Source organism: Aeromonas sp. SG16, from assembly GCF_024436135.1.
GTDB lineage: Bacteria > Pseudomonadota > Gammaproteobacteria > Enterobacterales > Aeromonadaceae > Aeromonas > Aeromonas jandaei.
Genome location: NZ_JANFNW010000006.1, coordinates 221,950 through 239,304 on the forward strand (window position 1 = coordinate 221,950; position 17,355 = coordinate 239,304).

Annotated in this window: 15 protein-coding genes; 8 read left to right on the forward strand and 7 right to left on the reverse strand. The window is 56.6% G+C overall.

Features of this window, described 5'->3' with window-relative positions; translation table 11 throughout:
* Positions 1-179: 179 nt before the first annotated feature.
* Both sohB and NOM67_RS15520 read left to right on the forward strand, forming a co-directional pair.
* On the forward strand, positions 180-1,187 hold the full coding sequence (gene sohB / locus NOM67_RS15515; protein ID WP_255938470.1) for a protease SohB: 1,008 nt from the start codon (positions 180-182) through the stop codon (positions 1,185-1,187).
* Between the two features lie 202 nt (positions 1,188-1,389).
* A complete protein-coding gene (locus NOM67_RS15520; RefSeq protein WP_156853188.1) occupies positions 1,390-2,613 on the forward strand; it encodes an MFS transporter in 1,224 nt (407 codons plus the stop codon).
* Between the two features lie 4 nt (positions 2,614-2,617).
* Here NOM67_RS15520 and NOM67_RS15525 read toward each other — a convergent pair whose 3' ends face one another.
* Both NOM67_RS15525 and NOM67_RS15530 read right to left on the reverse strand, forming a co-directional pair.
* Entirely contained in the window at positions 2,618-3,700 is a 1,083-nt protein-coding gene (locus NOM67_RS15525) for a protoglobin domain-containing protein (RefSeq protein ID WP_104014142.1), read from the reverse strand.
* Between the two features lie 160 nt (positions 3,701-3,860).
* Positions 3,861-4,214 (reverse strand): DsrE/DsrF/TusD sulfur relay family protein, encoded by a 354-nt coding sequence (locus tag NOM67_RS15530; RefSeq protein ID WP_041210722.1) that lies wholly within the window; start codon positions 4,212-4,214, stop codon positions 3,861-3,863.
* A gap of 158 nt (positions 4,215-4,372) precedes the next feature.
* Here NOM67_RS15530 and NOM67_RS15535 point away from each other — a divergent pair, with 158 nt between their 5' ends.
* Positions 4,373-4,768 (forward strand): DUF1090 domain-containing protein, encoded by a 396-nt coding sequence (locus NOM67_RS15535; protein ID WP_042030074.1) that lies wholly within the window; start codon positions 4,373-4,375, stop codon positions 4,766-4,768.
* A gap of 54 nt (positions 4,769-4,822) precedes the next feature.
* On the opposite strand, the gene NOM67_RS15540 is transcribed toward NOM67_RS15535, so the two are convergent.
* The 3 genes from NOM67_RS15540 to NOM67_RS15550 all read right to left on the reverse strand — a co-directional run bounded on the left by NOM67_RS15540 (position 4,823) and on the right by NOM67_RS15550 (position 7,401).
* Positions 4,823-5,071, reverse strand: coding sequence for a YfhL family 4Fe-4S dicluster ferredoxin (locus tag NOM67_RS15540; RefSeq protein WP_041210724.1), 249 nt, complete (start codon positions 5,069-5,071; stop codon positions 4,823-4,825).
* Between the two features lies 1 nt (position 5,072).
* Positions 5,073-6,437, reverse strand: a complete 1,365-nt coding sequence (gene yegQ, locus NOM67_RS15545) for a tRNA 5-hydroxyuridine modification protein YegQ (RefSeq protein ID WP_215805328.1) — start codon at positions 6,435-6,437, stop codon at positions 5,073-5,075.
* A gap of 226 nt (positions 6,438-6,663) precedes the next feature.
* Positions 6,664-7,401: an EAL domain-containing protein gene (locus NOM67_RS15550; RefSeq protein ID WP_255938482.1), complete on the reverse strand. Its 738-nt coding sequence runs from the start codon at positions 7,399-7,401 to the stop codon at positions 6,664-6,666.
* A gap of 274 nt (positions 7,402-7,675) precedes the next feature.
* Here NOM67_RS15550 and NOM67_RS15555 point away from each other — a divergent pair, with 274 nt between their 5' ends.
* The 4 genes from NOM67_RS15555 (at position 7,676) to NOM67_RS15570 (ending at position 12,680) form a co-directional block, all read left to right on the forward strand.
* A complete protein-coding gene (locus tag NOM67_RS15555; RefSeq protein ID WP_255938483.1) occupies positions 7,676-8,380 on the forward strand; it encodes a hypothetical protein in 705 nt (234 codons plus the stop codon).
* A gap of 46 nt (positions 8,381-8,426) precedes the next feature.
* Complete coding sequence (locus NOM67_RS15560) at positions 8,427-8,915, forward strand: CS1 type fimbrial major subunit (RefSeq protein WP_041210728.1); 489 nt, start codon at positions 8,427-8,429, stop codon at positions 8,913-8,915.
* 65 nt (positions 8,916-8,980) lie between these two features.
* Entirely contained in the window at positions 8,981-11,386 is a 2,406-nt protein-coding gene (locus NOM67_RS15565) for a TcfC E-set like domain-containing protein (RefSeq protein ID WP_255938484.1), read from the forward strand.
* 439 nt (positions 11,387-11,825) lie between these two features.
* Positions 11,826-12,680, forward strand: a complete 855-nt coding sequence (locus NOM67_RS15570; RefSeq protein ID WP_255938486.1) for a hypothetical protein — start codon at positions 11,826-11,828, stop codon at positions 12,678-12,680.
* 4 nt (positions 12,681-12,684) lie between these two features.
* On the opposite strand, the gene NOM67_RS15575 is transcribed toward NOM67_RS15570, so the two are convergent.
* Positions 12,685-13,323 carry a response regulator gene (locus NOM67_RS15575; protein WP_041210730.1) on the reverse strand — a complete coding sequence of 213 codons (639 nt, stop codon included), beginning with the start codon at positions 13,321-13,323 and terminating at the stop codon, positions 12,685-12,687.
* Between the two features lie 122 nt (positions 13,324-13,445).
* On the opposite strand from NOM67_RS15575, the gene NOM67_RS15580 reads away from it, so the two are divergent.
* A complete protein-coding gene (locus tag NOM67_RS15580) occupies positions 13,446-16,853 on the forward strand; it encodes a transporter substrate-binding domain-containing protein (RefSeq protein WP_255938489.1) in 3,408 nt (1,135 codons plus the stop codon).
* 9 nt (positions 16,854-16,862) lie between these two features.
* Here NOM67_RS15580 and NOM67_RS15585 read toward each other — a convergent pair whose 3' ends face one another.
* Complete coding sequence (locus tag NOM67_RS15585; protein ID WP_255938491.1) at positions 16,863-17,147, reverse strand: hypothetical protein; 285 nt, start codon at positions 17,145-17,147, stop codon at positions 16,863-16,865.
* Positions 17,148-17,355 lie beyond the last annotated feature (208 nt).

A 17,355-nucleotide genomic window follows, 5' to 3' on the forward strand; every position in this document is an offset into this window, starting at 1 on the left:
TCGAGGCCAAGTGTACTGATCCGCGCCTCGGTTTGACCAGCTCATCGCCGAAAAAATGTGAAGAAAATAGAGGGGTTGTGAGTATCAGGTTGGATTTTTAACGGCTTGATGCAGAGTTTTTGCGCGCGTCCGGCAAACTCCCTAGAATGTGACAAAACCGATCCTCTCTGGAGTCCACCGTGACATTTTTGACCGAATATGGCCTGTTTCTGGCCAAAACCGTGACCTTTTTGCTGGCCATCGGCGCCATCGTCCTGATGGTGGTCAGCAGTCGTCAACCCAAGGCGCGCAAGGGCGAGCTGGTGGTGACCGATCTTTCTAACGAGCTGGAGCAGGGGCAGTTTGCACTCAAGAGCGCACTGGCCAGCAAGGCCGAGCGCAAAGTGCTGGAGAAGCAGCAGAAAGAGGAGCAGAAAAAGCGCGCCAAGGCGGGTGACGAGCGCAGCAGGCTGTTCGTCATCGATTTCAATGGCAGCATGGATGCCAAAGAGGTTGCATCACTGCGCGAAGAGGTGAGCGCGGTGATCGGCGTAGCTCAGCCGGGCGACGAGGTGCTGCTGCGCCTTGAGTCCGGTGGCGGTGTGGTGCATGGCTACGGTCTTGCTGCCTCCCAGCTGCAGCGGTTGCGTGACAAGGGGATCAAGCTTACCGTGGCCATCGACAAGGTGGCAGCGAGCGGCGGCTACATGATGGCCTGCGTGGCGGATCAGATCTTGGCTGCGCCGTTTGCCATCGTGGGCTCCATCGGGGTGATCGCCCAGATGCCGAACTTCAACAAGCTGCTGAAAAAGCACGACATCGAGTTCGAGATGCACACCGCAGGTCAGTACAAGCGCACCATCACCATGTTTGGCGAGAACGACGATCTGGGGCGCGAGAAGTTTCGCGAGGAGCTGGCCGCCATCCACGAGCGCTTCAAGCAGTTTGTTGCCGAGCACCGGCCGCAGCTCGATATCGATCTGGTCACCACCGGCGAGCACTGGCTAGCGAGTCAGGCCAAGGGGTTGGGGCTGGTGGATAGCCTTTGTACCAGTGATGACTACCTGCTGGCACAGGCCAGCCAGCACAAGGTGGTGGGCATTCGCTACAGCCGGCCCAAGAGCCTGACCCAGAAATTGGGGCAGCAGGGCGCACATGCGCTGGAGGCCGGGTTTGGCCGCTTGTGGCAGCAGAGCCCCTGGCGCTGAGTAGCGACCCGCAACGGGCGTGACAAGTGGTGAGCGAGGCCAGTCGGGGCAATCCGGCTGGCCTCGTTTTTTGGCCACGTTGCAGGCCGTATTACCGATGAGGCAACGCTGTGGCGAGGAAGGTTGTCTCCATTCAACTCCTCTGTTAAAACTGAAGGCTTTCCCCTTTCATTGCAGGCCCTACGGGCCATGGAGCAGGCCAATGCCATGGAGCACCTTCAGGCAATTTACCCCGCTGGTCTGGATCGTCATTCTGGGCACCTTCATGGTGCGCACCAGCTACTACATGGTGTGGCCCTTTCTCTCCATCCTGCTCTATCGGGAGTATGACCTCTCGGCAACCCTCATCGGCCTGCTGCTGGGGGGCTCGGCAGCGCTCTCGACGCTGGTGAGTTTCTACGGCGGCTGGCTTTCAGACCGCTTCGGGCGGCACAGCATTTTGCTCGGCGGTTGTCTGGTGGCGATGCTCTGTTTTGGTTTGCTCGGCTTTTCCCACTCCGTGCTCTGGCTTGGCGTCGGAGTGATGGGGAGCGGGCTTGCCTCCGGGCTTATCGATGCGCCCGGCAAGGCGCTGATGGCTGACAGTCTGGCGTCGGCCAAGGCGCGGGAGCTGGCTCTGCACCTGCGCTATTTCCTGCTCAACCTCGGTGCCGCGCTGGGGCCACTGCTCGGGGTGACGCTCGGGATCAATGCCCAGCAGGAGACCTTCCTCTTTCTGGCCACGAGCTATCTGCTGCTGGGGGTCGCCTTTGGCTGGGGCTTTCGTCGGGCGGGTTCCTCTCACCGTCATGGCGCTGCCGGTCCCGGCTTGCGCGATGCCATTCAGGTGTTGCTGGCGGATCGCGCTTTCCTGCTGCTGGTGATGGCCAATCTGCTGATGGTGCTGGTCTACTCCCAATTTCACTCGCCACTGGTTCAGTACCTGACCCGCGCCGGCATGCCGCAGGTAGCCGAGCTGGTTGCCTTGCTGGTGGCGACCAATGCCCTGACGGTGGTGTTGCTGCAGTTCCCGCTGCTGCGGCTGCTCTCGCGCTGGCCGGTGCGGGTACGGCTGCATATCGGCATGGCTCTGTTTCTGGCGGCCCAGCTGCTGTTTGCTGCAGGGGATCCGCTGGTGCGTAGCCACTGGTTTGCCGCTGTGCTGCTGCTCAGCATCGGCGAGACCATCCTCTTCCCCCTGCTCAACGTGCTGATCGACCAGATGGCGCCCGGCCATCTCAAGGGGAGCTATTTTGGTGCCAGTGCGCTGGCAGGCTTGGGCAGCGCCGTCGGGGCTCTGCTGGGGGGCTGGATCCTGGAGCAGTGGAGTGGGCAGCTGCTATTCCTGCTGATGGCGCTGCTCTGCGTGGCCATCTTCTGGCTCTATGAACGGGGAGCCCGCGTGCGGCACCCTGCGGCAGCCGTGTCGAAGCCCGGCAGCAACTGAGTGCTCAATGGCGCTCTTTGGGGGAAACCGTCTTGAGGGCTCGTTTGGCGGCATACATCCGCTCGTCTGCCAGCCGGATCAGGTTTAGTCCCTCGTCGTAGTGTTCGGGGCCGGTCTGGACTATGCCGATACTGAGGGTGATCCCGGCCAGTTGATCCTTTATCGCCTGGGTCAGTCGCTTGAGATAGATATCTCGCGCCTGCGCCTCGTTGCAGTTGGGCAGGATCAGGCAGAACTCATCCCCGCCATAGCGAAAGCAGCTGTCCTCGGTGCGAAAGACCTGACGGATGCAGGTACCGACGGTGCGCAGGATCTCGTCCCCGCGCTGGTGCCCCTCGCTGTCGTTGATCTGCTTGAAGTTGTCGATATCGAGGTAGGCGATGGCCACCGGTTCGGCCCGTCGCTGGCAGGAGCGCAGCGTCAGCTGCAGCTGATCGTTAAGGTGGCGAACGTTGAGCAATCCCGTCAGCGCATCGGTGCGGTTGAGCTCCTCCAGCTGATGGGTGCGCTCGCGAACTTTCTGTTCGAGGCTTTTCGCATAGTTCTCCGATTTCTCTCTGGACGACTCGATCTCTGACACCAGGCTGCGGATATAGGTTTCGAAGACCAGTGTGATGTCGAACAGGATCAGCTTGTCCAGCGCCGCCAGCATGGCGATCCGCTCGCTCTCGTTGCCGATTTGGTCAAAGATGTTTTCGATCAGCAGCGCCTTGAGGGTGTTGATAGCGGCCAGATAGAGCTTGGGTTCGACGCCGATCCGCTTGTGCACCAGCCCGATCCGCAGCCGGTTGTTGACGTACTCCAGATCGTAGAGACCGCTGAACAGATCGAGAATGTAACGCCGCTGGGCGGCTCGCAGCCGGTTGAGGGTATCGGCATCGCCTATCAGCAGGGCAATCTCGGTGATGGCGGTCTGCTGTTGGTAAAACTTGTCGACCAGCTCATCGATATGGGGCTCGATCTTGCCGCTGTAACTTGCCAGCAGAGCGACATCCTGTTCGTTCAGCAAAAGCAGCTCTTTGCGATGGGCAATTTCAAATTCGGTGATCCGCATCTGCTCCAGCAGGGTCTGTTCCGTGGGTTTCATCGCCGCTCTCTATCAAGGGGGCCGGCAGGACTCCGTGTCGCTGCCGTAGCCTTATTGGAAATAATTTGCAATTGATAGTGTAGACACTTGTGGGGTGGAGACTGAAATGGCTCTTGTCGACAGAGCCATTTCATCGGACTGGATAGTAAGGCGAGCGGTATTAGAAGGTCAGTACCTTGTCGGCGGCGAGGGTCCACTGGGCCAACATCGGCAGGGTGCCGATCTCGATGCCCTCGATCAGCGGCAGGGCAGTAATGCCACGGGCATCGGTACAGGTTTTGCACAGGCGAATGGTCACCCCCTGTGCCAGCAGGATCTCCAGCATCTGGCGCAGGTTGTACCCTTCGGCAGGCGCCTGACCGGCCAGCGCCGCGCTCACCGCATCGGACATCAGGAACAGCTTGAGGCTGGCACCGCCCTGTTCGTTGAGGGCAATGGCCAGACGCAAGGCATTGAACAGGGATTCGCTGCCATAGGGGGCACCGTTGGCAATCACCACAATTTGTTGATTCATAAGAGACTCCCGATTGGAAAGAGCGCCATTGTAGAACCAATAAGGTGGCAATTGCGTGATATGACACAACTTCTGTCGCACCTTTTTCCCGCTTGCTTGACCCTGCTGCCGATCGAGGTTTTTATGGTCAGCTCGCAAACAAGACCGGATGAATCGAGATGTGGAAAGTATTGGGAGCCGGCTTGCTGCTGTTGGCAGGTTCGGCCTGTGCCAGTCAGCCTGTCGGTTGCAAGGCCCGCCTGCAGGCGGTCAACGAGCAGCTGGTGTTTGCCAAAGCACACAACAATGCCGGGCAGATTGCCGGGCTGGAGCAGGCCGCGCGCAATATCAAGGCCTACTGTACCGACGAAGGACTCCTCAAGGAGCAGAAACAACGGGTAAGCAAGCTGCGGGGAGAGGTCAATGAGCGCCTGCTTGAACTGCAGGAGGCCAGAGTGTCCGGCAAACCGGGCAAGGTGGCCGACAAGCAGAACAAGCTGGAGCAGGCTCAGACCGACTTGCTGGAGGCGCAGCGGGAGCTGGGTGAGCTGAACCGGTTGGTCAACAAAAAGTAGTGCCCATTCGATGAGCGGGGATCAAAAAGGCCGGGATAACCCGGCCTTTTGCATTTATTGCCTGTGCATCCGCACAAACTTCTCCATCAGCTGATCTTCGGTCTCCACATGGGCGGGATCCCAGATGATGCAGTCGATGGGGCAGACACTGATACAGGTCGGCTTCTCGTAGTGACCGACGCACTCGGTGCAGCGACCGGGATCGATCTCGTAGATCTCCTCCCCTAAGCTGATTGCCTGGTTCGGGCACTCGGGATCGCACATGTCACAGTTGATGCACTTGTCGGTGATGAGCAGCGCCATCTCAAGCCGCCGTATGGGGGTTGCGCGTGTCTTCGCGATCCCCGAGGTTGCGCAGCAGGATGCCGAAGTTCACATCCAGATCTTTGGGAACCGGCACATAGACCACGTGACCGTTGCCCGGCGCGGTGTCGATGAGCTCGCCCTTGCGGTTCTCCATCTGTTCCAGATTGAAGCGGACGTTGCCCTGCGGGGTCATCAGTTCCAGGCTGTTGCCCACCAGGAACTTGTTCTTCACTTCCACTTCCACCATGTCGCCACGGCGACCGGTGATCTCGCCGACAAACTGCTGGGTGTCGGAGACAGAGTAGCCGTAGTCGTAGTTCTGGTATTCGCTGTGGTTGTGACGGCGCAGGAAGCCCTCGGTATAGCCGCGGTGAGCCAGATTCTCGAGGGTGCCCATCAGGCTGCGATCGAACGGACGGCCGGCAACCGCATCATCGATGGCCTTGCGATAGACCTGAGCGGTACGCGCGCAGTAGTAGAAGGACTTGGTGCGGCCTTCGATTTTCAGCGAATGAACGCCCATTTTGGTCAGGCGCTCAACGTGCTCGATGGCCCGCAGATCCTTGGAGTTCATGATGTAGGTGCCGTGCTCGTCCTCGAACGCACTCATGTACTCGCCCGGACGGTTGGACTCCTCCAGCAGCACCAGTGCATCGCTCGGCTTGCCGAGGCCCAGCGTCGGGTCAACTTTCTGCACGGCGATAGGCTCCTGACGATGGACGATCTGGCCCACTTCGTCTTCCTTGCCCTCGTGCACCTTGTACTCCCAGCGGCAGGAGTTGGTGCAGGTGCCCTGGTTGGGGTCGCGCTTGTTGATGTAGCCGGAGAGCAGGCAACGGCCGGAGTAGGCCATGCACAGCGCCCCGTGAACGAACACTTCCAGCTCCATCTCCGGCACCTGCATGCGGATCTCCTCGATCTCGTCCAGCGACAGCTCGCGGGAGAGGATGACCCGGGTCAGGCCCATCTGATGCCAGAACTTCACCGTGGCCCAGTTGACCGCGTTGGCCTGCACTGACAGGTGAATGGGCATATCAGGGAAAGCTTCGCGCATCATCATGATGAGACCGGGATCGGACATGATCAGCGCATCCGGCTTCATCTCCACCACCGGACGCATGTCGCGGATAAAGGTCTTGAGCTTGGAGTTGTGGGGCTGGATGTTGGCCACCACGTAGAACTGCTTGCCGAGGGCATGGGCTTCGTTGATGCCGAGCTGCAGATTCTCGTGATCGAATTCGTTGTTACGCACCCGCAGGCTGTAACGGGGCTGGCCGGCATAGACGGCATCGGCGCCATAGGCGTAGGCGTAACGCATGTTCTTGAGGGAACCGGCGGGGGAGAGCAATTCTGGTTTAAACATGTCGGACTCTTCGTATCTGATTGCAAATCAGGACGGCGCCACCTGATGGCGCCGTATGGATTGAGCAGCAGTGCAAGCCATCACATGGTGCTCTGCCACCCGATAACGGCATATCCAGCCTGCACGCTTATAACATATGCGCCAGATATTCGGGGTGCGAGATTGTACTCGCCCCCACGCCATCATGCAATTTGGCAGGGATAAAGAGGGACGGGGTGTATCGCTGTCAGGCCCAACGAGACAGGGGGGCGGGTATGGCGTGGGCATAGCCCTGCTGATAGTCGCAACCTAGCTGGTTGGCGATCTCGATGTGAGTCAGGGTCTCGACCCCTTCGCACACCACCTTCATGCCGAAGCGCTGCAGATACTCCACCAGACCGCTCAGCATCCGCAAGGCATGGCTACTCTTGCTCGCCTGCAGCAGCAGGGAGCGATCCAGCTTGATGATCTCGTAGGGGAGTGCCATCACCCGCTGAAAATTGCACTCCTGGGTGCCGAAATCATCGCAGGCGATATGAGCGCCGTGGCTGCGCAGCACTTCGATCAGCTCCCGATGTTTGCGATAGAGCGGCGCGTGTTCCAGCACCTCGAACCAGATCGCTATCCCCAGCTTGCGAGCCTGCAAGATCACCAGCAACAGCAGGTTCTGGTATGTCGAGCTCTCAAGTGCAGGGTTCAAGTTGATGGAGAGGGAGCAGGGCGCATGGCGTGCCAGTGTGGGCAGGTCACGCCAAATCGCTCTCAGTATCACTATATCGATGTCCAGAGCTTCACCCTGGCTCAGCGTCAGGAAGTCGATGCCCTGGTAGCCCTGCCGGGCGGGATCCCAGCGTCTGGCCAGCGCTTCAAAGCCGATGATCTGGCGATCCCGGTCAACGATTGGCTGATAAAAGGGTACGGCAATGTCCGCTGTCGTCAGGGATGCCACGCCACTGACCGGAAACTCTTCTTTGAACGCAAACATGGCACTCACCTGTTGACGGATATAGCTGCGAATAATACGAGAGGCAACAGAAGTCTGGCTGTAGGAATTGTCCGATTATTGAAAGGGAGATAGAGAGGAGAATAGTTTGGCAATATCAGATTATTCCGATTAAGTTTGGTGCGAGCATTATCTAGACTGGCCTTAATGATGAACAACCAAACAAAATATAATTATTGAATTGTTTGCAAGTAAACATTTATTAGAGCTCTAATATGACAGAGTCTCTTTCTATTTTAGTAGTGTGACAACACCCATGAATAAATTTTCTGTTTTGTTGCTGTTTATATTGAGCAGTAACGCATTGGCATCGCCGGATATCAGCGTTGGTACTTTATATGACTATATGCCGGCAGAGAAAAGCACCCTGCTAAAGCGGGTTAGAAATATTGGTGATGAGACGGCCTTTGTCAAAATAACGTTGGCCGAGATTGTATATGGTGCTGATGGCGTGCCACAGGAGCGGGAGTTACCGGAGGAGGGCATTCGTCAGTTGGTGACCAGCCCATCAAGGTTAATTATTCCCGCAAACAGCATGCAGGCCACCCGTTTTATATATATGGGAGAACGGGAGCAGGAACGTTATTTTCGGGTGCGTTTTGTTCCGGTCAAACCACAGGATGATGAAATAACCGAATTGCCACCACAACAGAAAATAAGTGCCGGTGTCAGCATAATGACCGGTTTTGGCACCATTCTGTTTGTGGCACCCAAAGAGACCCGTTATGACACCCGGATTGAACATGAAACCGGTGCCCTTTATGTGGAGAACCGGGGTAATGCCACCGTTATTCTCGATTATCTGGAGCTGTGTGACACAAAAGAGAGCTCATGTAGTCAACCGGAGAAGATGCATCTGCTGCCTGGCGTTAAAAAGCGGGTCAGTGAAGAGGCAACCCGAATAGTTCGTTTTGAACTGATCGAAGGGAAAAAGTCGGTATTCAAGGAGTTCAAGCTCTGAATCCCGATATATCACAAGACAGGTAATCACACCTGAAGGAGTAGTTATGAAGAAGTTATCGATCATCCCGGCCTTGCTATTGGCGAGCAATACGCTGATGGCGGCCGAGCGAGTAGAGCATACGGTGACGGTAACGGCGCAGATCCCGACCGAAAACTTTTATGTGCAGCCCGTGGGTGACTGGATGAGTACCCCGCAGAAACTGACGTTTAACCCCTTTAACCAGCAGCTGGAGCCATTAGCCAAGCAGTTGGAGATGAAGAGCACTCTTGGCCCCATCAAGGGCTATCTGGTCTATCCCGCCACCATGGCCAGCGGCAAGGAGAGCATTGGTTTGACGGTCAAGGTCGGAGGTGTCGCGCTGACCACCACATCCGCCGAGTTGTTGACCCAGGCGGATGCCAATACCGGCAAACAGGTCGGACTGGAGATCATCCCGGCCGTGGCACCAAGCGGTGGCTACAAGCCCGGCAACTATCAGGGGATTGTCAGCATGATGTTTGAGTCCGAGGCTCCGCCTGCTCAAGGTGGCTGACTTGGGTATGTGGGGGCCATCAGGCCCCCCTTTAATTGAGATTCCAGGCATTCAGGTTGCACTTCATGGTTCGTTCTCTTCTTCTCTTGTTCGGGTTGTTGCTCTCTGCCCCTCTGGCGGCAGATCCGGCACTGCTGCTGCAACAGGCGCGGCAGTTGCCCGAGGGGTTTGAAGAGCACTTTTTTGGCGTTCCGCTGATGGTGCGAGTCACCGTTGACGGTCGTCTGCTGGGGGATGGGGAAGTGCTGCTCGGACGGGATAACTCGGTACAACTGCTCTCACTGGTGGATGTACAGGAGAGCGAATTTGATGAAGGGGCACGTGAACGCTGGTTGAGCAAGCTGGGAAGCCATCTGCCGCTCGGCGAGTGTAGCCGAGCCTGCCCTGAAGGCATCGTGGGGTTGCAATACAGCCTGGAGGAGTCCCAGCTCTCGGTACTGACCGGTCAGGTGGAGCAGGGGGCGCGGGATCAGCGTTTTATGGCGTTGCCCCAAGAGAGCAAGGGCTTGCTCGTCCAGAACCAGTTGAACCTGGTGCAGGGGAGCCAGCGCAATGGACACTACAACCTGCAGCTGGAGGGCAGCTGGGGACAGTGGACCCCTTTTATGGAGGGGGATGCCACCTGGCAAGAGGGTGGGCCAACTGATCTGGGGATGGCTCAGGTCTATGGAGAACGGCTCCATGAGGCCAATTTTTATCGTCTCGGCTTCTTCTTTCCCTCGGCGCAGGGGTTGGTGCGTCAGCCCAACTACTACAGTGGTGCGACGCCCACAGTGCTTGGCGTGATGTGGGGCAGCTCGGATCTGCTGCGCCGGGAACGCGGGGTGCCCAGTCTGGCCCCGATCCAGGTGGCACCGGCACGACCGGGCATGGTGGAGATCTATCGGGACGGTAACCTCATCCAGTCCCAGCCGGTCGTATCCGGTCTGCAGGCGCTCGATACCCGCTCGCTACCTGGCGGTATCTACGAGGTGGAGCTGCGATTGCTGGAGGATGGTCAGGAGACCCGTCGTTGGCGCGAGATGATCTACAAACCTTCCAACTGGCAGACACCGGAGGAGCCGTGGCGTTTCAACCTGTTTGCCGGGCGTCAGACCCGGTGGCTGGTGCGGCAGGGAGACAGCGATCTGGAGGGGGCCAGTGGTGGCATTGCCGTTAACCATCTGCTGCTCCCCTCGCTGGTGGTGGGAGCGGGTAGCCAGTATGTGGACAAGCGTGCCCAGCACTCCCTCTCGCTCGATTGGGAGGCGACCAGCCAGCTCCACGGTTTTGCCTCCCTCAACCAGAGTGTTGGCATGGGGTGGGGTTACGACTTGCAGGGGATCTACTGGCATGGCAATAGCAGTCTGGTTGCCAGCCATTCGCGCAATCTGCGCACGCAAGGGGAAGTGAGTGCGGTCTCCAGCCTGTCGCTGCAGCAATCGCTGGAAAAGTGGGGCTCCCTCGGCGTCTATCTCTCTCACCAGTCTGGTCGTGGCAACGGCGGCGATCTGGGGTGGCACTACAGTGACCGGCTCTGGGGGCGTTGGGTGACCTGGGGGGTGACCCTGTTCGATCGTCCCGGCAGCGAGAGCACGGCGCAGCAGCGAGATCGCGGCAGCACGCTGAGTCTCACTATCAACTTGGGGGGAGATGATCGCCAGTTGTCGCTGGGGCTGGGCAGCAATACTTCTCGCTCGGGCGGAGCCCAGCGCAGCGCCTATCTCAACTACCAGCAGGAGGTGGATTGGGGGCCGCTGCGTCAGGTCAGTGTGGGCAGCACCCACGACAGCTATGGTACCGGTCTATCCGGCTATGGCCGCTTCGCGGCGCCCTGGTTGGGCGGTGACCTGTTTGCCCAGCACTCCTCCTATAACGCAGAGGTGACCGGAGGCGTCAACCTGGAGAGTGTGCTGGCGCTGGGGCATGAAGGGGATCTGGCGCTCGGTTCCCGCGATATGGGCGGCATGGGCAATGAGGCGGCGATGATCCTCGATATTGCGGCCGATGATGAGGCGGCGCGGATCCGGGTCAGCGACGATCTGGGCAGCGTACAGACCCTTGGGCCCGGTCGCCATCTGGTCTCGGTGCCAGCCTTGCAGAGCGGTGCCTTGCAACTGGAGATGGCCGACCACGAGGGGATGCCACTCACCATCAAGCCGACCGTGCTCCCCTACCACCTTAATCGCGGCGGGGTGGGTTATGGCCAAGTGAATGCTGTGAGCACCGTTACTGTGATTGGTCGCCTGCTGGACGAGCAAAACAAGCCGCTGCGTGGTGCCATGGTCAGCAACCCCATAGGGCGGGCATTTACCGAAAATGATGGCTTCTTTGCGCTGGAGGCGAGTCGACGACAGCCAGAATTTAGCGTGGAACATAATGGCACTCTTAATTGCAACAGTGCACCAAGGGGACAGAAACAAATTGTTAATTCTGATGTGATTCAGTTGGGGGAGTTAATATGCTCACCCAGAGTTATCGTACAAAAATAAGAGTAACTAAATTGTTGTAACGCTTGGTTAACTTTATGGTGAACTATAAATAAGCTTATGGTGAACTCAATGACATGCTGTTAATCAATGCAATGTTGTACATTGTTTTATTAGTGCTGGCGATCAGTTTTTATCCATATTGTTATAGGGTGTCAAAGTGCTAAGAGTTTTGTTTTTTTTGTGTATATCGACCTATGGTTCTTTTTCCTATGGAATAACAGTGTATGTTAATGCCGAGTATGCGCAATTGAACTCTGGCGTGGGTGGAGATTTTAGGATAACAGATCCATGCGTGACATTGCCTATCTCATTTGTATGTGAAAATAGATTGTCAAGGATCGTTGCAATCGATGCGAATATTGATAGGGCTCTATCATCTAATGTGTATGTCTGGCATAGACTTTTTCATCACCACTTCACTGGGGAGAAAAATGTTGTTATGTCTGATGGAAAGGGGAATAGCCGTGACATGAAGTTTTCTTTTACTCATACGGGATTTATTATGACCAAGAGAGCATTGTCAGCTGATAATAATATTGCTCAGGCCGACCCGGTTGCTAATTGCAAGCTAGTTGATGCTCATCTTTCATCTACAGACACGCTTCTTTATGAGATCAACCCAGCTGAGCAAAAAACAGGTGGTCGCTGCTATAGTCGTGCTTTTACATCAGGTGGAGGTCAAAGTGTTGCGAATGTAAATAAAATTCTCTTTGGTTATAAGTTGATACCGATTGGAATTGAAACCTTACCGAATGGACTTTATCAAGGAAGATTACGGTTACTTGTTGGTTCCAATAAGGATTTTGACTATGGTGACCTTCCCAATCCGTCACCACAGTCCATAGATTTAGAATTCAGGTTGGTTGTTAGGAATCAGATTAAGGTAATTTTTCCTGTCGGTGGTAACAGATTAGTTTTGCAGCCTGATGGAATAGGATGGCACTCCAGTAGAGTGCCGACACTCAGCGGATTGCTACCAATGCAAGTTATTAGCTCGGTACCTGTAGCAATGACGTTGAAGTGTGAATTTATAGGTTTGAAGAATTGCCTTTTAAAAAACAATAGTAATAAAAAATCAATGGCGCTTGATGTTTATAGAAGAAATAAAGGTCAAGATACGTTACTTAGCCCAATAACAAGCACAAGATTTAATATGAGTGGGTCTACCATACGTGACTATCTACTATTCAAGATAAATAGTAAAAATGTTGAGGGTGTTCTTGATTCCCCTGGCACTTACAAGGGGAATGTGACGATAGTTATTGATGCAGTTATTGACCCTGTCACGCAATAAATCGTTAATATAGACCATTCTCCCGTGCATACAGAAATAGAGCGCTATCACTTTGCAAGCCGAGTCGTACCATGGCGCTTTTTTTCTGGGTGCTGATGGTTTTGACGCTGCGATGAAGGTAGTCGGCAACCTGAGTAACCGACATGCCGCTGGCCAGCAAGCGCACTACTTCACTCTCCTTGGGCGTCAGCGGGTTGTTGTTGCCTTGCCCGGAGATACCGGCACTGGCCAGCAGCATTTGTACTGTTGGGCCAATATAGCGATGGCCGAGCAGTATCTGGCGAATGGCATCGGCAAGTTCATTAATAACCGATTTTTTTAGTATCAGTCCTTTTACCCCAGCCTGAATAAGGGATTGCAAGATGGCACTGTTCTGGATTTGGGTCAGCACAATAATGGGAAGATTGGGATAATCCCGGCGCAACTGCTGGATCATGACCAGCCCATCGCTACGGGTATCTCCTGGCATGCTGAAATCGGTGATCAACAGATCACAATGATGTTGCTGCAATAAATTCAGCAAGTCAGATACCTGATATGCCTCGGCAATCACTTCACAATGGGGGGTTATCTGGTCAATCAGGCTGCGGATCCCGGTCAGAATCAAGGGGTGGTCATCGGCAAGAATAATCTTGAAGGACATGGATGAGCCTCTTATGAAACGGTGAATAATATTCAGGCTATCAAAGCTAACATTTCTATACTACCGTGCGCACCCCATTTTTTCAGGTGCATATATCTTTTGATAAATATATTTGAATCGTTATGTCTATATATTGTTCGCTTATGTCATTAATCAAACGATTCATAATTATTGTCTCTGTTTTTTTCTTGACGCCTGCCGTATTGGCGAAATCGGGTCCCTCTGTCCCAACGATTGAAGTCGGAATATTGGCCGGAGGATGGGGCCCTTTTCAGCAGTGGGACGGCAGGGCCGCAGCCGGATTCAGCGTTGAATTGATGGAACAATTGGCCAAAAAGCTGGACTACAAGATTGCTTGGCAGGTTTACCCCGACTGGGAGGCTATGTATAGCGATGCCTGCCGTGGCAATCTCGATATCCTGCTTGATGCCTTTAACTCTGAAGTGCGCCAGTGCGTCACCTATAGCCTGCCTTACTACACCTCGCCGACTGTGGTGGTGGTGCGCCAGGACAGCCCCCTGTTTCGGGATGTGAGCCGGTTGCAGTCAGCGAGCATTGCCATCGAAAAAGGCTTTCTGACCGAGAAACTGGTGAAGCTGCATTATCCCAATGTCACACCTCTGCTCTTTGTTGATACACGCCGTGCATTGCAGGCGGTTGAACAAGGTCGGGCAGATGCCTATATCGGCAATCTCCATGTGGCCAATCTGTTTATCGAGCGTCACCCGGCGTTGGCAGTGGTCGCCCAGTCACCCTTGTTGATGGAGACCCTTCACCTTGGTATTGCCAGCCGGAAACACACTCTTGCTATCCGGCTTGATACGGCGATTCAGGCGCTGACGGTCGAGGCGCGCAGTGAACTGGAGAAACGCTGGTTGGGGGAGAGTCTGGAACCCAATTTTATGGGGCACAGCAATTTCTTGCTACGTCCTGATGAGCGTGGCTGGCTCTCGACGCTGCCGCCGCTAAAGCTGGGTTTGATCCCCGGCTGGGTGCCCTTCTCTTATCACGATGAGGATGGCAATTCGGTCGGCTTGATAGCGGATTATCTGAACGTGTTGCAAGAGAAGCTGGGGCTGGCATACAGCAGCATCCCTATACAGAGCTGGCCCGAACTGCAACAACTGCTGCTGCATCACGATCTGGATCTGGCAGTACTGCCCACACGGATCATCGAGCGGTTGGTGGGTTGGCATGCCAGCGAGCCCTTCGCATCATTCCCGTTGGTGCTGGTGACGGCACGCGGTAGCCTCCCTATCGGGGATCTCTCCGATCTGGCCGGCAAACAGTTGCTGCTGACCGATGGCATGTTGATCCCCGAGCTCAGGGCGCTGGTGCCCGACCTTAAACTGACCACGACCCGAGATGCCAGCGATGGGCTCGCCCGTCTCGCCGCGGGGCAGGGGGATGCCTACATTGGCAATCTGGTGGTGGTCTCCCGTCTTGTCGCCGAGCAGTTTGATGACCGGCTCCATATCGCCGCGCCAACCCCCTTCAAGGATGAACTGGCTGTGGCGGTACGTGAGCCATACGCCCCCTTGTTGCCTTTGGTGAACCGGGTGCTGGCCAGCATGAGCGACAAGGAGCAGCGCCAGATCCGCAACAGCTGGTTGGCGCTCAATTACAGCGAAGGGATCCCCAGGGCGAAACTGGTGCGCACCCTGCTGCCGGTCGGGCTGGCCGTCAGCTTGTTTATCCTGACGCTGCTGGTCGCTTACTGGCGCTTGCGGCAGGAGATCATCCGCCGGCATCAGGTCGAGCTGGCACTGGCCAGCGCCAAGGTGCGAGCCGAGTCTGCTGCCACCATAAAGGGGGAATTTCTGGCCACCATGAGCCACGAGATCCGTACCCCGATGAACGGCATCGTCGGTATGGCGGAGCAGCTCTCGCTGACCGGGTTGAGTGAAGATCAGCGCCAGATGGTGGAGATCATCAACCGGGGATCACAGGGGCTGCATGCGCTGATCGACAACGTGCTCGACTACGCCAAGCTGGAGGCGGGCAAGATGGTGCTCGACGAAGTGCCGTTCTTGATGCGGGAGCTTATCGACAGCGTGCTGACCATGACCGTCAGCGAGGTACAGCGCAAGGGGCTGCGAGTCTATCTCTTGGCGGATCAGGAGGTGGCGGCTCGCTTGCATGGCGATGTGCTAAGACTGCGCCAGATCCTCTTCAACTTTGTCAGCAATGCCATCAAGTTTACCGAGCGCGGTTTTATCGAGCTTTCCCTCGCGGTACTGCAGGAGGCAGAGGGCAGGCAGCGGCTGCAGTTCGGGGTACGAGATAGCGGGATTGGCATGAGTGACGAGGCACAAAGCCGGATCTTCAACGCTTTTGAACAGGCGGAGAGCTCGACTACCCGCAGTTACGGCGGCAGCGGGCTGGGGCTCAGCATCTGTCACACCCTTGCCGGATTGATGCAGGGAGAGATTGGACTGCAGAGCTCGCCGGGCCTTGGCACCTTTATCACGCTGACTGTGACTCTGCCGGTTGTGGCCCACTCCGAGCCAGACCCGCACCTTGCCGGGATGCGCGCTGTCATCGAGCTGCGCGATGAGAAATTGCGTCACACCCTGTTGCTGCACCTCGGTGCGCTGGGGGTGAGCTGCACCGGGCAAGCGGGTGGGGCGGATCTGCACTTTAGCGACAGTGAACAGGCTCACGGTGATGCCATCGGATTGGTAGAGCTGGATTCACCCATGGGTTATCGGCGCGAAGCGGGGCGTTATCTGCTCAACAGCAATCCCCTGACCTGGCATGCGGTACGCGAGGTGTGCTATCGCCAGCTGGGATTGGCCGATGCTTTGTTGCCGGCTCCGCTGCGCGAACAGGCTGAAGCCGGCGAGCTGCTGCCCTACCGGATCCTGCTGGTGGAGGATAACCCGCTAAACCAGTCGTTGGTGATGCGCCAGCTTGGCCAGCTTGGCTTGCATTGTGATCTGGCCGGGCAGGGGGAGCAGGCGCTGGAGATGGTGGCGCGCACTCCTTACGATCTGGTGCTGTGCGATTGCCAGATGCCGGTGATGGACGGCTACGAGTTTACCCGCAAGATGCGCGAGCAGGAGGATCAGGATGAGCGGTTGCTGATCATCGCCATGACCGCCAACGTGTTGCCGGAACAGCGCGAACGCTGCTTTGCCGCCGGGATGGACGATCTGCTCGGCAAGCCGGTACTGCTGGCTGGATTGCGCCAGATGTTGCAGAAGTGGCATATCCTCCCCTCCGAGCGGCTACTCGACCTCGCTGTGGTGAGCTCGCTATTTGGCGCAGGTGAGCCGTTGCGACAGGCGTTGCAGCAGTGTCGTGACGAACTGGAGCGTGGACTTGGCATGCGTCCGCAAGAAGATATCGCCTTGGCCGAGTGGGTGCACCGTCAGGCGGGTACGCTCGCCATGATGATCCCGGAGGTTGCTGAGCAGGGCTGGCGGCTGGAGGAGCGGATCCGTCAACAAGGTGCCGCAGCGTGTGGCGATGAACTGGCGCGGTTTTGTGCGCTGTTGCAGCAGCTGGTCGATGAGCTGGCGGTGTGAGTCAGTAATCTAGTGGATGGCTGCAAGCGCCATCTCGAAGCGTTGTTCACGAATGGTGCGGGGCATGGCGCCATTGGTGGCGCCAGCCAGCCACTCCCAGTCAAGTCTGGGGCTGCCCGCTTTGAAGCGCTGGTAGGGAATACCCTGCCTCACTGTCACGAAGAGCGTCGTGGGCAGGCCAAGCTTGTTGCTGTAGCGAACCATCAGGTCGCCCTGATAGCCTTCCATGCGCTTTTTCAGGGCTTGCAGCGTGAGCCCGGTGGCATGGCCATGTTCGTCCCAGATCTCAAACATGATGTGAATACTCTGACGATGATGGTGACAAAGTGAACAAAACAGGTTGCAAACGCAACTGTCAGATCTGACAAGATGGTTAGGTAGCATGGGCTGGAAAAGCGAAAACCCGGCGCTAGGCCGGGTTTTCTTGAATGATGGTGGAGGGAGAAGGATTCGAACCTTCGAAGGCAGAGCCGTCAGATTTACAGTCTGATCCCTTTGGCCG

What these genes read in the sequence shown, in the direction of transcription:
- NOM67_RS15520 (WP_156853188.1), top strand. Translation starts at nt 1,390, where the DNA reads ATGCCATGGAGCACCTTCAGGCAATTTACCCCGCTGGTCTGGATCGTC.
- NOM67_RS15525 (WP_104014142.1), bottom strand. Translation starts at nt 3,700, where the DNA reads ATGAAACCCACGGAACAGACCCTGCTGGAGCAGATGCGGATCACCGAA.
- NOM67_RS15530 (WP_041210722.1), bottom strand. Translation starts at nt 4,214, where the DNA reads ATGAATCAACAAATTGTGGTGATTGCCAACGGTGCCCCCTATGGCAGC.
- NOM67_RS15535 (WP_042030074.1), top strand. Translation starts at nt 4,373, where the DNA reads ATGTGGAAAGTATTGGGAGCCGGCTTGCTGCTGTTGGCAGGTTCGGCC.
- NOM67_RS15540 (WP_041210724.1), bottom strand. Translation starts at nt 5,071, where the DNA reads ATGGCGCTGCTCATCACCGACAAGTGCATCAACTGTGACATGTGCGAT.
- yegQ (WP_215805328.1), bottom strand. Translation starts at nt 6,437, where the DNA reads ATGTTTAAACCAGAATTGCTCTCCCCCGCCGGTTCCCTCAAGAACATG.
- NOM67_RS15550 (WP_255938482.1), bottom strand. Translation starts at nt 7,401, where the DNA reads ATGTTTGCGTTCAAAGAAGAGTTTCCGGTCAGTGGCGTGGCATCCCTG.
- NOM67_RS15555 (WP_255938483.1), top strand. Translation starts at nt 7,676, where the DNA reads ATGAATAAATTTTCTGTTTTGTTGCTGTTTATATTGAGCAGTAACGCA.
- NOM67_RS15560 (WP_041210728.1), top strand. Translation starts at nt 8,427, where the DNA reads ATGAAGAAGTTATCGATCATCCCGGCCTTGCTATTGGCGAGCAATACG.
- NOM67_RS15565 (WP_255938484.1), top strand. Translation starts at nt 8,981, where the DNA reads ATGGTTCGTTCTCTTCTTCTCTTGTTCGGGTTGTTGCTCTCTGCCCCT.
- NOM67_RS15570 (WP_255938486.1), top strand. Translation starts at nt 11,826, where the DNA reads ATGTCTGATGGAAAGGGGAATAGCCGTGACATGAAGTTTTCTTTTACT.
- NOM67_RS15575 (WP_041210730.1), bottom strand. Translation starts at nt 13,323, where the DNA reads ATGTCCTTCAAGATTATTCTTGCCGATGACCACCCCTTGATTCTGACC.
- NOM67_RS15580 (WP_255938489.1), top strand. Translation starts at nt 13,446, where the DNA reads ATGTCTATATATTGTTCGCTTATGTCATTAATCAAACGATTCATAATT.
- NOM67_RS15585 (WP_255938491.1), bottom strand. Translation starts at nt 17,147, where the DNA reads ATGTTTGAGATCTGGGACGAACATGGCCATGCCACCGGGCTCACGCTG.